Raw genomic sequence first — 14,325 nt, 5'->3', positions numbered from 1 at the left:
TGCATGGTCATTTCGCGCCCTCATCTTTTTTATCGTCATATTTCGTCTGGAGTACCGCCCTTGGATGCTGCGACCATCAACAGCGTGTTCTTGATCGGCGCGTTGCTGGTTGGAGCAAGCATCCTGGTCAGCTCGCTGTCGTCACGCCTGGGCATCCCGATTCTGGTGATCATCCTGGCGGTGGGGATGGTTGCGGGCGTCGACGGCGGCGGCATCATCTTTGACAACTACGCCACGGCGTATCTGGTGGGCAACCTCGCGCTGGCGGTGATCCTGCTCGACGGCGGGCTGCGTACGCGGGTTTCCAGTTTCCGGGTCGCGCTCTGGCCGGCGCTGTCGCTGGCCACGGTTGGGGTACTGATCACCACCGGTTTGACCGGCATGATGGCCGCGTGGCTGTTCAACCTGAACATGATTCAAGGCCTGCTGATCGGCGCCATCGTCGGCTCGACCGATGCCGCCGCCGTGTTTTCCCTGCTGGGCGGCAAAGGCCTGAACGAGCGGGTGACCGCCAGCCTGGAAATCGAATCCGGCAGTAACGACCCGATGGCGGTGTTTCTTACCGTCACCTTGATTGGCATGCTCGCCAGCGGCCAGACCGGCCTGGAATGGAGCCTGCTGACTCATCTGATTCGCGAGTTCGGGATTGGCGGCATCATCGGCCTGGGTGGCGGCTGGTTGATGCTGCAACTGGTCAACCGCATCAATCTGGCCAACGGCCTGTATCCGATCCTGGTAATTTCCGGCGGTCTGGCCGTGTTTGCCTTGACCAACGCCATCCACGGCAGCGGCTTCCTGGCGGTGTACCTTTGCGGCCTGGTCATGGGCAACCGGCCGATCCGCAGCCGCCACGGCATCCTGCATATGCTTGATGGCATGGCCTGGCTGGCGCAGATCGGCATGTTCCTGGTGCTGGGCCTGCTGGTCACGCCCCACGACTTGCTGCCCATCGCCCTGCCCGCTCTGGGCCTGGCGCTGTGGATGATTCTGGTGGCGCGGCCGTTGTCGGTGATGGTCGGCCTGCTGCCGTTCAAGGCCTTTCATGGCCGCGAAAAAGCCTTTATCGCCTGGGTCGGCTTGCGTGGCGCGGTGCCGATCATTCTTGCAGTGTTCCCGTTGATGGCGAACCTGCCGAACGCGCAGCTGTACTTCAATCTGGCGTTTTTCATCGTGCTCGTGTCGTTGCTGTTGCAAGGCACCAGCCTGCCGTGGATGGCCAAATTGTTGAAAGTCACGGTGCCACCAGAACCCGCGCCGATTTCCCGTGCGCCGCTGGAGGTTCACCCCACCAGCGAGTGGGAGCTGTTCGTTTATCGCCTCGGCGCGGAAAAATGGTGCATCGGCGCGGCCCTGCGAGAACTGAAAATGCCCGAAGGCACGCGCATTGCGGCGCTGTTTCGCAGCCAGCAACTGCTCCATCCGTCGGGTAGTACCACTCTGGAAGTGGGCGATCTGCTCTGCGTAATCGGCCATGAACACGACTTGGCAGCGCTGGGCAAACTGTTCAGCCAGGCTCCACAACGGGGTCTCGACCTGCGCTTTTTCGGCGACTTCGTTCTCGAAGGCGACGCACAGCTGGGCGCTGTAGCGGCTTTGTATGGTCTGAAACTCGACGGCCTGGATTCGAACATGCCGCTGAGCAAGTTCATCGTGCAGAAGAATCGTGGCGAGCCGGTGGTCGGCGACCAGATTGAATGGAATGGAACTATTTGGACTGTTGCCGTGATGGAGGGGAACAAGATCCTCAAAGTTGGCGTCAGATTCCCCGAAGGAAGCCGCCCGGGTCCCGGGTTGTTCCTCTAAACTGCCCTTCTATTCGATCAGCTCGACCGGTGTCTATGTTGCCCCTGCGTACTTTCTTTGCTGCCATTCTGCTCGGCCTGTGCCTGTCTTCACTCCCTGTTCTGGCTGCCGACCCGCCCACCAGCGAAGCGGTGCAGCAAAGCCTGGACAAGATCGCCGACCGCAAACTGCCGGACGCCGATCAAAAAGCCTTGCAGCAGGTGCTAGAACAGACCCTGACGTTCCTGTCCAACAAGCGCGAAAGCGAGCAGAAGCTGACGTCGCTCAAGCAGCAACTGGCCGAAGCGCCCAAGCAGACCAGCGAAAACCAGCGTGAACTGGTACGCCTGAAGGCCAGCAAAGTCATCCCGGTGGCCCAACGCTATAACAATCTGGACGTGCCGCAGCTCGAACAACTGCTGAGTCAGCGCAGCACCCAGCAAAGCGATCTGCAAAAGGCCCTGAATGACGCCAGCAGTCTGGTAATCACCGCCCAGACCCGTCCCGAGCGCGCCCAGGCCGAAATCAGCACCAACCAGACGCGCATTCAGCAAATCAACACGCTGCTGAAAATGGGCAAGGACAACGGCAAAAGCCTCAGCACTGAACAGCGCAACCTGCTCAATGCGGAACTGGCGGCGATCAATGCGCTGACGGTATTGCGTCGTCAGGAGCTGGCGGGCAACAGCCAGTTGCAGGACCTGGGCAACAGCCAGCATGACTTGCTGACCGAAAAGGTCGCGCGTCAGGAGCAGGAAATCCAGGAGCTGCAAACCCTGATCAACGACAAGCGCCGCGCCCAGTCGCAACAGACCGTGACGCAGCAATCCCTGGCAGCGGAAAAAGCCGGCAGCAGCAGCCTGCTGGCCACCGAAAGCGCCGCCAACCTCAAGCTTTCCGACTATTTGCTGCGCGGCACCGACCGCCTCAATGAGCTGACCCAGCAGAACCTCAAGACCAAGCAACAGCTGGATAACCTGACCCAGAGCGATCAGGCGCTGGATGAACAGATCAACGTGCTGCGCGGCAGCCTGCTGCTGTCTAAAATCCTCTACAAGCAGAAACAGGCACTGCCGCACCTGCAACTGGACAAAGGCCTGGCCGACGAAATCGCCGACATTCGCCTGTATCAATTCGAGGTCAATCAGCAGCGCGAGCAGATGAGCAGCCCGGCAGCCTACGTGGAAAAGCTCCTCGCGACGCAGCCGCCTGAGGAAATCACCCCGCAACTGCGCAAAACCCTGCTGGATATGGCCGTGACCCGCAGCGATCTGCTGGAGCGCCTGAACCGCGAACTGAGTTCGCTGCTCAACGAATCCATCACGCTGCAGCTCAATCAAAAGCAGCTGGTCAGCACCGCCATGAGCCTGCGCGAGACGCTGGATGAGCAGATGTTCTGGATCCCCAGCAACAAACCGCTGGACCTGGAATGGTTTCAGGGGATATGGCCGCGCCTGGAAAAACAGGTCACGACCTTGCCTTGGGCGTCCAGCGTCAGCGAGCTGAGCGATGGCCTGACCCAGCGTCCGCTGCTGTTCCTGCCATTACTGTTGCTGATCGGCGTGCTGATGTGGAAACGCAAGGCGCTGTACCACAAGCTCAACCGCCTGCACGCCGACATTGGCCACTTCAAGCGTGACAGCCAGTGGCAAACGCCCTTGGCAATCCTGATCAATATTCTGCTGGCCATGCCGCTGGCGCTCGCGTTGGCGCTGTGCGGCTATGCGCTGCAAATCGATGCACGTGGGCAAAACACCAATCTGGGTGCGGCACTGCTGCAAATTGCCCTGGCGTGGCTGGTGTTCTATACGGCTTATCGCGTACTGGCACCAGGTGGCGTGGCGCAGCTGCATTTCCGTTGGGAAAAGGCTCAGGTCGAATTCCTGCAACGCTGGATTCGCCGCCTGGGCCTGGTGGTGCTGGCGTTGGTGGCGGTGGTTGCCGTCGCCGAGCATCAACCCGCCGCGCTGGCCGACGATGTACTGGGGATCGGCGTGGTCCTGACCTGTTACGGCCTGATGGCCTGGCTGCTCAGCCGCCTGTTGCTGGTCAGCCCGACCCACCACAACGCCTCGCTGTTTCGCAGAGCGGTCGGCCTGGCATTTACCGCCCTGCCTATCGCGCTGTTTATCGCCGTGTGCTTCGGCTACTACTACACCGCGCTGAAACTCAGTGATCGCTTGATCGACACGCTGTATCTGCTGATGTTCTGGCTGGTGGTCGAGGCTGCGTTCGTGCGCGGTCTCGGGGTTGCGGCGCGGCGCCTGGCTTATCAGCGGGCACTCGCCAAACGGCAGGCCGCCAAGGAAAGCGGCGATGGCGATATGGTGGTTGAAGAGCCGACGCTGGACATCGAGCAGGTCAACCAGCAATCCCTGCGCCTGATTCGTCTGGCGCTGCTGGCCGGTTTCATCGGCGCGCTGTATTGGGTGTGGTCCGATTTGATCACCGTGTTCTCGTACCTGGACAACATCACCCTGTACGAATACACCAGCGGCACCGGCGCAACCATGAGCATGGTGCCGATCAGCCTCGGCGACATGATCGGCGCACTGGTTATCATCGTCATCACCTTCGTGCTGGCCAGCAACTTGCCCGGTCTGCTGGAAGTGTTGGTGCTATCGCGCCTGAGCCTGGCCCAAGGCAGCGCTTATGCCACGACCACACTGCTGTCCTACGCCATCGCCGGCATCGGTTTCGTCTCGACTTTATCGGCACTCGGCGTGAGTTGGGACAAACTGCAATGGCTGGTGGCGGCGCTGTCGGTCGGCCTGGGTTTCGGCATGCAGGAAATCTTCGCCAACTTCATCTCCGGCATCATGATCCTGTTCGAACGCCCGGTGCGTATCGGCGACACCATCACCATCGGCAACCTGTCGGGCACGGTCAGCAAGATCCGCATCCGCGCCACGACCATTACCGATTTTGATCGCAAGGACATCATCGTTCCGAACAAGACGTTCATCACCGGGCAACTGATTAACTGGTCGCTGACCGACACCGTTACCCGGGTGACCCTCAAGCTCGGCGTCGATTACGGCTCCGATCTGGATCTGGTGCGCCGCCTGTTGCTCAAGGCTGCCCAGGACAACCCGCGCGTCCTCAAGGACCCGGCGCCGCTGGTGTACTTCCTGAATTTTGGCGAAAGCACGCTGGATCACGAATTGCGCATGCACGTGCGCGATCTGGGCGACCGCAACCCGGTGCTCGACGAGATCAACCGCTACATCAACAGCGAGTTCAAGAAGCAGCACATCAACATCTCGTTCCGGCAGATGGAGGTGTACCTGAAAAACCTGCACGGCCAGGAATACAAACTGGTGCCGGTCGAGGACGAACCGACGAATCCAAGCGGGCCGCTCAAGCTCGATCAGGAATCTACCGACGCACCTGTCAAGACCACCACGCCGATCAAACCGGCACCGAAAGATGCTCCCGAGCCTCCGGAACTGCGTCTGGATTGAATAATGTGGGACCAGCTTTAGCCGGGAAGGCGTCTTACAAGTCGACTAAGATGCAGCGAATATGCCGCCTCTTCCCGGCTGAAGCCGGTCCCACACAGTCTGCACAGGTAGTCCCACAGGTAACCCTGCAACTGGACGCATAGCGGGTAACCCAGCAGAATGGTCGGACATTCTGCTGGAGATGGCCCTTGAAAGCCCTCGACGAACTGACCTTCGATAACCGCTTTGCCCGTCTGGGCGATGCGTTCTCCACTTCGGTACTCCCCGAGCCCATCGCCGATCCGCGCCTGGTGGTTGCCAGCGATGCGGCATTGGCGTTGCTCGATCTCGATCCAGCCCAGGCCGAACAGCCGGTCTTCGCCGAAATCTTCAGCGGCCACAAGGTCTGGGCCGACGCCGATCCCAGGGCGATGGTTTATTCGGGCCATCAGTTCGGTTCCTACAACCCGCGCCTGGGCGACGGTCGCGGCCTGCTGCTGGGCGAGGTGTACAACGACGCCGGCGAGCATTGGGACTTGCACCTCAAGGGCGCTGGCCAGACGCCGTATTCGCGCATGGGCGATGGCCGCGCGGTGCTGCGCTCCTCGATCCGCGAGTTTCTCGCGTCCGAAGCGCTGCACGCGCTGGGCATCCCCAGCAGCCGCGCCGCCTGCGTGATCGGCTCCAGCACGCCGGTCTGGCGGGAAAAACAGGAGCGTGCAGCGATGGTTCTGCGTCTCGCGCCGAGTCATATCCGCTTTGGCAGCTTCGAATACTTTTACTACACCAAGCAGCCGGAACAGCTCAAGGAGCTGGGCGAGCACGTGCTGGCCATGCATTTTCCGCAGTGTCTTGAACAGGCCGAACCCTATCTGGCGATGTTCCGGGAAATCGTCGAGCGCAACGCCGAGTTGATCGCCAAATGGCAAGCCTATGGTTTCTGCCACGGCGTGATGAACACCGACAACATGTCGATCCTGGGCATCACCTTCGATTTCGGGCCGTTCGCGTTTCTTGATGACTTCGACCAGAACTTCATCTGCAACCACTCCGATCACGAAGGCCGCTACTCCTTCAGCAATCAAGTGCCCATCGGGCAGTGGAACCTCAGCGCGCTGGCCCAGGCCTTGACGCCGTTCATCAGCGTCGAAGCCTTGCGCGAGACGCTCGGCTTGTTTCTGCCGCTGTATCAGGCGCACTACCTGGACCTGATGCGCCGCCGCCTGGGCCTGACCAGCGCCGAAGATGGTGACGAACAACTGATCGGCAACCTGCTCAAGCTGATGCAGAACAGCGGCGTGGATTACACCTTGTTCTTCCGTCGCCTGGGCAACGATCCTGCCGCCCAAGCCCTGGCTTCACTGCGCGACGATTTCATCGACATCAAAGGTTTCGACGCCTGGGGCCAGGATTACACCGCCCGCAGCGCCCGGGAGAACAACGGCACCGAGCAACAACGCCAGACCCGCATGCACGCGGTCAACCCGCTGTACATCCTGCGCAACTACCTGGCGCAAAAAGCCATCGATGCCGCCGAAGATGGCAACTACGAAGAAGTCCGCCGCCTGCACACCGTGCTGTGCAATCCCTTCACCGAACAACCCGGCATGGCTAACTACGCCGAACGCCCGCCGGAGTGGGGGAAACATCTGGAGATTAGCTGCTCGTCTTGAGGGTTGTTTCAGGGGCGACAGCGGCCGGAGTTGCTTGCGTGTTGGCTTTGGCCTTGACGGGCGTGTCGATTTTTTCAGCAGTGTCCTTGGTCGGCTGCGTCTCAGATTTCCTCTCCGGTCGCTTAAGACCGGCAAGGATTTCGAACAGGTTAGGCAGGTGGTCATCCTGTTTGGGGATGCCGCCGTCGTTTTTGATGTTGTCCAACAAGCGGGTTTCATAACCCTCGTCGTATTGGGCCTGCTCGATTGCGGGCAGGGCTCGGTAATGCTCCAGAGCCTCAGTCAGAAATTTGGGATACTTCCCGGTAACGCTGGCCTCCAAGCTTCCTTGCGCTACGGTCTTGAACCTCCAATCGGATTCGATCTTCTCATCCCCCCACGCGACGCGCCTCTCATTGACGGTATACGGCCCTTTGTCGTCATAGGCGATCAGCACCAGCTGTTCCCTCGACAACCCGGAGAAAGGACTTTTGCCGCCCTCGTCACCCGCGAATCTCTTGGTCAGAAACGCTGTGGCCTGTTCAGCCCGATTGAGCAGATCAGGGTCGTCAGTTTTGGGCACTTCGCGATTGTGAATGTTTTTCAGCCCCTCGTAATTATCCACCAGCGATACCAATATCCTGCCCGCCTCTGTACCCAACTCACTGCGGCTGAGCGTTCTATCACGATTTTCCGCGCGAGCCGCACTTTCACCCAGTTGGCGGGAAAGAGCAGACATGCTGGCCTTGTCCGAGTTTTCACCGAGGACCTTTACCGGATTAGTTGACTTGGTAACCGGGGATGGGCTTTCTACTGTTGATGGAGTTTTAGAAACAACGGACATAGCGGGACCTTGAATTGAATGACCATATGCACACCTCTTTGCAAATTGAATAGCTAGTTATCAGTATCCTTGACCGGAGCTGCACCAGCGTTTGCACCGACGCCGCCAGCTGCCTCTTGATTGCCGAACGCTTTAAGTTTGGCCAGAACTTCAAACAGGGTCAGGAGTTCGAAGTCTTTGGGTTTTTTGGTGCTGGGGTCGCTGTCTTCTTTTATATTGGCCAGAAGACGTGTTTCATAGTCTTCTGGGTAGTCGGCCTGTTCGACAAGAGGAAGGGTTTTATAATGGTTTAGCACTTCGGTGTAGAACCCTGGTTTACGGCCGCCCGTGGCGGCCTTCTCTGCTTCTGCCGGCCCCCAAAGCCCCCTATTCCAATCAGTCTCGATATCACTTACTTGATACCAGGCAGCGCGTCGTTCGTTGATGGTGTAGGCGCCTGATTCATCATAAACAATAAAATTCAAATGTTCTCTCGACAACCCTGCAAATGGATTTTTGACGCTTCGATCATGTCGATCAGAGTGGACCACATGGAGGGTTGCCTGCTTCGCCCTTTCCAGCAAGTCCGGATCGGTCGTCTTGGGAATCTCGGAATTGTGTATTTCTTTTTGTGCTTGATAGGCGTCGCCCAGGATTTGGTGCCTCAGCCTTTGCGCCTCGACTCTAAGCTGCTGTCGGTCGAGCGTCTGATCCCGCACTTCGGCGCGCTTGGCACTCGCCGCCAACTGGAGAGAAAGGCCGGACAATACCGGAGCACCTTCAGAACCGACAGGCGATGCCACCCCAGGCTGACTGGAGGCTACAGCGGGAGAATGAGCGACCTGTGAAGTCGAGGCATGTGTAACGCGCATGCTGCCGGGAATACTGTTGATCATAATCAGACCTTTATAACGGACAGAATAAGAAGTCCGAATAGCCCGCTGGCATGAACAGGTATCTTTCCATGGCGGCTGCGGCTATTCAGACTGCATGACGCAAGGCTTATTTCATTGAGAATTCCACCGCCCAATCGTGAGTGGCGAAATTAGTGCCGGTGATCTTTGCTTCGCAGCGCGCACCACCCAAGGATTGTTCGCTTTTGTTCCACTTCGGCACAACCCCGCTGCGACTCGGCAACTTGATATAGCTGGTTTTGAACTTACAGGTCTTAGAACCCATCTTGTATTGAAAAACGACGGTTGTCACATCAGGAGACTGCGCCCCTTTTACACCATAGACGTCTGACTCACCGGGCTTGATTTCAGCTTTGGGCTTCGGTCGAGCTTCCGCATAACTGTACGCACTGCTGCCAACTACATCATAGCTCGCTGCAGCAGTACCGTTATTCTTGAACGTAATTGTCACCTCGGGCCCTGCCTGAGCATAACCCGCCATAGTCAAAGCAACGACAACACCACAAATTTTCAACGCATTTTTATTTTTCATCTCTGAGTACCTTTCAAATAACAATGAAAAAACGGTACCCATTTTAAAAAGGGCTGACAACTACTCGGAAGGATAGGTTTTACGCAAAGCCCTGTATTTGCAGGGTGAAAGCTGACAAACAATGGTGGATTTTCAGATAAGTACCTAACCGCAGTAAGAGAGGTCCTACAGGAATATAATTAAGTAACTCTCGACCGCCAATTTCTAATGGAGTAGGCGTTAAGGCCGAACGTGGCCCTTGGCAAGGTTTGCTGTAGGACCGGCCTTAGCTGGGAGGGCAATTGATGAGCGGTTCGCGGGCAAGCCTCGCTCCAACGAACTGCATTTCACATATCTCGGCACCATCAACCGAGCGGTACAATCGGCGCATTGCAACTCAATGACTGGAGCCGTCATGTCCGAATCAATGATGATCCCCTGCCCGCACTGCAACGGGCTGAACCGCATCCCCGCCGAGCGCCTGGGCGATCAGCCCAAATGCGGGCGCTGCAAGCAGCCGGTGCTGCTAAGCAAGCCGTTCAACCTGACTGAAGGCGACTATGCCAGCCAGATCAAGGGCGATCTGCCGCTGCTGGTGGATGTCTGGGCTGAATGGTGCGGGCCGTGCAAGTCGTTTGCGCCGGTCTTCGAGCAGGCGGCCGCCGAGCTGTCCGGGCGCTGCCGTCTGGCCAAGCTGGACAGCGAAGCCAATCAGCAACTTTCCGCACAACTGGGCATTCGTTCGATTCCCAGCCTGATCCTGTTCAGGAACGGCAAGGAAGTCGCTCGGCAAAGCGGCGCCTTCCCTTTGCAACAACTGCTCGCCTGGCTGAAAAGCCAGGGAATTTGAGCAAACGTGAAGGACTGCGCCAAACCAGCTTGTGATGGGTTGCCGAATTTGCCGTAGGACTTGTCCTAAACGCGATCTGGATGCCCCTGACACGGCCTTTTCGACCTAGCATTCGCATTCCAGCCAGCGTCGAGAGAAGTACAAGCCATGTCATATGTAGTCAGGGAAGGCGATCCAACCACCAGCGGCGGTTTTGTCCTGAGCGCATCCGCCACGGAGTTGATGGAACTGCGGCGCTTTGCCCGCATGGGCGATCCGGTCTGGTGCTCAGCCTGTGAGCGCGTCGGGTACATCGCCGAAGGCAACCCCACTTACATTGACGAATTCGTCGCCGTCGCTACCCACGGGCATTTGGTGCAGTGCGGCTGCAAGCCTGGCTCCAACACGCTCGTCGCGACGCAGGAAATCATCAAGGCTGACATGGACGCTGCCATCGCCATTCCCGCCGACCTTGCCGAGCAGGCAAAAGCGAACGCCGAGCGGATCAACCGCTCGATCAAGGCCGGGACCATGCGCTGCAAATTGTTCGCGCCGCTTCCGGACGTCATTTAGGCGCACGCAAACATCAAACAACACATCTCCATCTAGCCTGACGAGGATCCGTGGGACCGGATTTATCCGGGAAAGCGGCATTCCAGACGAGGAAAAATGCAGTGGATGTACCGACCTATTCCCGGATGAATCCGGTCCCACTGGACTGTTTGCTGCGCGACAGCGCGGCGTCTGGACGACGAGGGATCTCCTACCGAACTCACGCTTCAAGCAGCGTATGCAACTCCACGAACTGCTGGGTCAGTTTATGCCGTGCATCGAGGTAGATCAGCGGGGTGCTCGCCTGATGCGACTCGCGCATTTTTACCGAAGCGTTCAAATACACCGGCAACACCGGCAAGCCTTCAGCAATCAGTTCATCGAGAATCTGCTGCGGCAGGCTTGCCCGCGGCTGGAACTGATTGACGATGATCCCCTCCACTTGCAGTTCTTCGTTGTGGTCCTCTTTCAACTCGTCGATTTCCTTGATAAGGCCATACAGCGCCTGCCGGGAAAAACTATCGCAATCGAACGGAATCAGGACGCGATCCGCCGCGATCAGCGCTGAAACCGCGTAGAAGTTGAGCGCAGGCGGCGTGTCCAGATAAATCCGCTCGTAGTCGCCATCCAGTTCGTCCAGCAGCTTTCTGAGCTTGTTGATCTTGTGCTTCGCCTCAAGCTTGGGCTGCAGGTCGGCCAGCTCTGCGGTGGCCGTCACCACATGCAGGTTGTCGAACGGCGTCTCGTAGATATCGACATGGTTCTTCTTGGCGAAAGGCCCGGAAGACAGGGTGTTCTTGAAAAAATCCGCGATTCCCATGGGGATATCGTTGCCGGTCAGGCCGGTCAGGTATTGGGTTGAATTCGCCTGAGCATCAAGATCGACCAAAAGTGTCCGATAGCCTTGTTGGGCGCTGACCGCAGCCAGGTTACAGGCAATGCTGGACTTGCCAACGCCGCCTTTCTGATTGAATACCACCCGACGCATGGACGGACCTCCTGGTAGGTTGAAGAAAACCGATGAATGGAACGAGTCTATGCAATGCGTGTGACAAGGGCGAGCGCTTCACCAAATCAGACACAGAAAGTCGACGAAACCTACACTTCAAATGGATATTTCTTACTTAACAAATTGCTACTCATCACCCCCACCGGGATAATGCCAACCATTCGGCCGATGTCGCACGCTGGTCGGCAATCCCTGGCAGTAACGCAGCGAGAAGTAGCCCGCAGGGGCGGGAAGAGAATTATTGATCACGTTCAACATCGCACAATGGCGCGCCTGGGCCCCCGGCCTGGCGGACGTCGAAAAGTGGCAGCAGTGGAGCCAACAACCGACGCTATTGAAAAGCAGCGATGAGGCTCCGGACGTGTCATTCCTGCCGGCCATGCAGCGTCGGCGGCTGGGGCGTATGGCCCGCATGGCCTTTGCGGTGGGCTGGCCATTGGCCGAAGGGCATGAGCATTTGCCGCTGGTGTTCGTTTCACGCCATGGTGAAACGCCTCGCACCTTTGAAATTCTCTGCGATGTCGCCAGCGAGCAGCCGCTGTCGCCGACGCAATTCAGCTTGTCCGTACACAACTCGGTGATTGGCCTGTGGTCGATCATGCGCGGTGAAACCAGCGAAATGACCGCCCTGGCCGCCACCGGCGATGGCCTGGAGCACGGGGCATTCGAAGCCGCCGCCTTGCTGGCTGAAGGCGCGCCCGCGGTATTGCTGGTGATTACCGAGGAACAGCCACCCGAGGCCTACGCCGACTGGATCGACGACGTGCCGTTTCCCTATGCCGTGGGCCTGTTGCTGACTCCCGGCGACGACTGGCAGCTGTCGTTGAATGCCAATACCCAAGAGCTTCCGCGTAGCCCATGGCCCCATGCTCTGAATCTGTTGTGCGCGCTTAATACCGCTCAGACAGCCTGCCAACATCCCTGGAAGAACCGGTTATGGAATTGGCAACGCAACCGCTGAATAGAGGCCGCGACGCCTACTATTGGCGTCTGCTGGCTACCGCGATGTCCTTTGCCCTGTTCGGGGTCGGGGGATTGTGCCTGCGCCTGGTGGTTTTCCCGGTTCTGGGCTGGTTGCCGGGCGATGCCCTCGCCCACCGACAGCGGGCCCGGCGCACCATTGGCTGGCTGTTCTGGCTGTTCATTCGCATCATGGCCCGGCTTGGCGTGTTGACGTATGACGTTCAAGGCGCAGAACGGCTGGGCCGTCCGGGCCAGATGATCATCGCCAACCATCCTTCGCTGATCGATGTGGTGTTCCTGATCGGGCTGGTGCGCGACGCCAATTGCGTGGTCAAACGCAGCCTCTGGAAAAACCCGTTCACCTGTGGTCCGGTGTGTGCCACCGAGTACCTCAGCAACGACGGCAATGTCGACATGCTGGACAACGCCGCCGACGCCTTGCGCGCCGGACAGACGCTGATCATTTTCCCGGAAGGCACCCGCACCCGGCCGGGTCAGGCGCCGGAATTCCACCGTGGCGCGGCCTCTATTGCCCTGCGCGGTGCCAGCCTGATGACGCCGGTGGTGATCAAGGTCAGCCCGACCACATTGACAAAGGCCGAGCCCTGGTACCGCATCCCCCAGCGTCGTGTGCATTTCAGCCTCTGCGTCGGACCCGATATAGATCCACAAGCCTTTGCTGCCCTTGGCCCGGCGCCCGTCGCCTCGCGCAAGCTCAACGATTACCTGCATCACTATTTCATCAAGGAGCTCGCCTCAGATGAGCGATCTGCACCGTGACATCAAACAGTTGATCATCGACGCCCTGGGCCTGGAAGACATCAGCACCCACGACATCGGCAACGATCAGATCCTGTTCGGCGAAGGCCTTGGACTGGATTCCGTTGACGCCCTGGAGCTGGGGCTGGCCATCCAGAAACGCTACGGCATCAAGATCGATGCCGACGCCAAGGACACCCGCGATCATTTCACCAGCGTGAACAGCCTTGCGGCGTTTGTCATCGCCCGGCAAGTGGCCTGAGGACTGAACATGCAAACCCGTGAAGACATCTTCGAAATCCTGCGCGAGGCGCTGGTTGAGCTGTTCGAACTTGAGCCTGAGCGAGTCAGTCTGCAAGCCAATCTCTATCAGGATCTGGAAATCGACAGTATCGATGCCGTGGACCTGATCGATCACATCAAGCGCAAGACCGGCAAGAAGATCGCCGCCGAAGAGTTCAAGGCCGTACGCACCGTCAACGATGTGGTCGAGGCGGTTTACCGTCTGGTCAACGCCGCCGCATGAAGCGGCTGATCGGCGTAGGGCTGCTGCTGGTGGGCGCGGTGTATCCATTTGCCGTGTATTACGGCACCGAACACTTCGCCCCATGGCAGTTCGCCTTGCTGCTGGGCAGTCTGTGGCTGGGTCGTGCGCTGACGGCCGAAAAACGCCCCGGCAGCCTGATCACGCCGCTGGTCGCCATTGGTTTTTGCCTGCTTCTGGGCGCATTCAACAGTCCGCTGTTGCTGCGCTGGTATCCGGTGCTGATCAGCGCCTCAATGCTTGGCCTGTTTGGCTTGAGCCTGATTTATGGCCCGCCGATCGTCGAGCGTCTGGCACGCATGCGCGAAGCGGCTCTGCCTGACGTGGCGGTGCGCTACACGCGGCAGGTCACCGAAGTCTGGTGCTGGTTTTTCCTCGGCAATGGCTTGATGGCTGCGGCGCTGACACTGTGGGCGCCGCTGTCGTGGTGGACGCTGTACACCGGACTTATTTCCTACGGGTTGATGGGCCTGCTGTTTGCAGGCGAATGGATAGTCCGTCGGCGTGTCCGCAGCGGCGAATTCAAATGGAACACTTGAACCCC

14 protein-coding genes are annotated in these 14,325 nt (G+C 58.7%); 10 read left to right on the top strand and 4 right to left on the bottom strand.

Annotated elements, in window-relative coordinates; translation table 11 throughout:
* Nucleotides 1-60 precede the first annotated feature (60 nt).
* The 3 genes from ACP7E4_RS23025 (at nucleotide 61) to selO (ending at nucleotide 6,898) form a co-directional block, all read left to right on the top strand.
* The gene (locus ACP7E4_RS23025; RefSeq protein WP_426117848.1) at nucleotides 61-1,803 is read left to right on the top strand and encodes a potassium/proton antiporter; all 1,743 of its coding nucleotides are present in this window, start codon (nucleotides 61-63) and stop codon (nucleotides 1,801-1,803) included.
* A gap of 35 nt (nucleotides 1,804-1,838) precedes the next feature.
* Entirely contained in the window at nucleotides 1,839-5,246 is a 3,408-nt protein-coding gene (mscK, locus tag ACP7E4_RS23020) for a mechanosensitive channel MscK (RefSeq protein WP_426117849.1), read from the top strand.
* 188 nt (nucleotides 5,247-5,434) lie between these two features.
* Complete coding sequence (gene selO, locus ACP7E4_RS23015; protein ID WP_426117850.1) at nucleotides 5,435-6,898, top strand: protein adenylyltransferase SelO; 1,464 nt, start codon at nucleotides 5,435-5,437, stop codon at nucleotides 6,896-6,898.
* Here the strand turns inward: selO and ACP7E4_RS23010 are convergent.
* The 3 genes from ACP7E4_RS23010 to ACP7E4_RS23000 form a co-directional block, all read right to left on the bottom strand.
* A complete protein-coding gene (locus tag ACP7E4_RS23010; protein WP_426117851.1) occupies nucleotides 6,882-7,721 on the bottom strand; it encodes a hypothetical protein in 840 nt (279 codons plus the stop codon). The two genes, selO and ACP7E4_RS23010, sit on opposite strands and share 17 nt — an antisense overlap.
* 53 nt (nucleotides 7,722-7,774) lie before the next feature.
* A complete protein-coding gene (locus ACP7E4_RS23005) occupies nucleotides 7,775-8,596 on the bottom strand; it encodes a hypothetical protein (RefSeq protein ID WP_426117852.1) in 822 nt (273 codons plus the stop codon).
* Between the two features lie 106 nt (nucleotides 8,597-8,702).
* Nucleotides 8,703-9,146 carry a hypothetical protein gene (locus ACP7E4_RS23000; protein ID WP_426117853.1) on the bottom strand — a complete coding sequence of 148 codons (444 nt, stop codon included), beginning with the start codon at nucleotides 9,144-9,146 and terminating at the stop codon, nucleotides 8,703-8,705.
* 394 nt (nucleotides 9,147-9,540) lie between these two features.
* On the opposite strand from ACP7E4_RS23000, the gene trxC reads away from it, so the two are divergent.
* Nucleotides 9,541-9,975 carry a thioredoxin TrxC gene (gene trxC, locus ACP7E4_RS22995; RefSeq protein WP_426117854.1) on the top strand — a complete coding sequence of 145 codons (435 nt, stop codon included), beginning with the start codon at nucleotides 9,541-9,543 and terminating at the stop codon, nucleotides 9,973-9,975.
* A 147-nt stretch (nucleotides 9,976-10,122) separates the two neighbouring features.
* Complete coding sequence (locus ACP7E4_RS22990; RefSeq protein ID WP_426117855.1) at nucleotides 10,123-10,527, top strand: PAAR domain-containing protein; 405 nt, start codon at nucleotides 10,123-10,125, stop codon at nucleotides 10,525-10,527.
* A gap of 199 nt (nucleotides 10,528-10,726) precedes the next feature.
* Here the strand turns inward: ACP7E4_RS22990 and ACP7E4_RS22985 are convergent, their stop codons facing one another.
* A complete protein-coding gene (locus ACP7E4_RS22985; RefSeq protein WP_331151941.1) occupies nucleotides 10,727-11,494 on the bottom strand; it encodes a ParA family protein in 768 nt (255 codons plus the stop codon).
* A 262-nt stretch (nucleotides 11,495-11,756) separates the two neighbouring features.
* Between ACP7E4_RS22985 and ACP7E4_RS22980 the strand changes: the two genes are divergently transcribed.
* From ACP7E4_RS22980 to ACP7E4_RS22960, 5 genes are read left to right on the top strand one after another with little or no spacing between them, the layout of a single operon-like run.
* Nucleotides 11,757-12,476, top strand: coding sequence for a beta-ketoacyl synthase chain length factor (locus ACP7E4_RS22980; RefSeq protein WP_426117856.1), 720 nt, complete (start codon nucleotides 11,757-11,759; stop codon nucleotides 12,474-12,476).
* Nucleotides 12,452-13,258 carry a lysophospholipid acyltransferase family protein gene (locus ACP7E4_RS22975; protein WP_426117857.1) on the top strand — a complete coding sequence of 269 codons (807 nt, stop codon included), beginning with the start codon at nucleotides 12,452-12,454 and terminating at the stop codon, nucleotides 13,256-13,258. Before ACP7E4_RS22980 ends, ACP7E4_RS22975 begins: the two co-directional genes overlap by 25 nt.
* A complete protein-coding gene (locus ACP7E4_RS22970; protein WP_426117858.1) occupies nucleotides 13,239-13,499 on the top strand; it encodes a phosphopantetheine-binding protein in 261 nt (86 codons plus the stop codon). Before ACP7E4_RS22975 ends, ACP7E4_RS22970 begins: the two co-directional genes overlap by 20 nt.
* A gap of 9 nt (nucleotides 13,500-13,508) precedes the next feature.
* Nucleotides 13,509-13,763, top strand: coding sequence for an acyl carrier protein (locus ACP7E4_RS22965; RefSeq protein WP_020291852.1), 255 nt, complete (start codon nucleotides 13,509-13,511; stop codon nucleotides 13,761-13,763).
* On the top strand, nucleotides 13,760-14,320 hold the full coding sequence (locus ACP7E4_RS22960) for a hypothetical protein (protein ID WP_426117859.1): 561 nt from the start codon (nucleotides 13,760-13,762) through the stop codon (nucleotides 14,318-14,320). The genes ACP7E4_RS22965 and ACP7E4_RS22960 overlap by 4 nt, the downstream gene beginning before the upstream one ends.
* Nucleotides 14,321-14,325: the final 5 nt, after the last annotated feature.

It is taken from the genome of Pseudomonas sp. DSP3-2-3 (genome assembly GCF_049898225.1).
Taxonomy (GTDB): domain Bacteria; phylum Pseudomonadota; class Gammaproteobacteria; order Pseudomonadales; family Pseudomonadaceae; genus Aquipseudomonas.
The sequence above is the reverse complement of the archived record's forward strand: the minus strand, read 5'-3'. Positions and strand labels throughout refer to the sequence as shown.

Bases quoted from the DNA above. Each gene is read 5' to 3' on its own strand.
- ACP7E4_RS23010 (WP_426117851.1), bottom strand. From the start codon at position 7,721: ATGTCCGTTGTTTCTAAAACTCCATCAACAGTAGAAAGCCCATCCCCG.
- ACP7E4_RS22990 (WP_426117855.1), top strand. From the start codon at position 10,123: ATGTCATATGTAGTCAGGGAAGGCGATCCAACCACCAGCGGCGGTTTT.
- ACP7E4_RS22985 (WP_331151941.1), bottom strand. From the start codon at position 11,494: ATGCGTCGGGTGGTATTCAATCAGAAAGGCGGCGTTGGCAAGTCCAGC.
- mscK (WP_426117849.1), top strand. From the start codon at position 1,839: ATGTTGCCCCTGCGTACTTTCTTTGCTGCCATTCTGCTCGGCCTGTGC.
- ACP7E4_RS23000 (WP_426117853.1), bottom strand. From the start codon at position 9,146: ATGAAAAATAAAAATGCGTTGAAAATTTGTGGTGTTGTCGTTGCTTTG.
- ACP7E4_RS22970 (WP_426117858.1), top strand. From the start codon at position 13,239: ATGAGCGATCTGCACCGTGACATCAAACAGTTGATCATCGACGCCCTG.
- ACP7E4_RS22975 (WP_426117857.1), top strand. From the start codon at position 12,452: ATGGAATTGGCAACGCAACCGCTGAATAGAGGCCGCGACGCCTACTAT.
- ACP7E4_RS22960 (WP_426117859.1), top strand. From the start codon at position 13,760: ATGAAGCGGCTGATCGGCGTAGGGCTGCTGCTGGTGGGCGCGGTGTAT.
- trxC (WP_426117854.1), top strand. From the start codon at position 9,541: ATGTCCGAATCAATGATGATCCCCTGCCCGCACTGCAACGGGCTGAAC.
- ACP7E4_RS22965 (WP_020291852.1), top strand. From the start codon at position 13,509: ATGCAAACCCGTGAAGACATCTTCGAAATCCTGCGCGAGGCGCTGGTT.
- ACP7E4_RS23005 (WP_426117852.1), bottom strand. From the start codon at position 8,596: ATGATCAACAGTATTCCCGGCAGCATGCGCGTTACACATGCCTCGACT.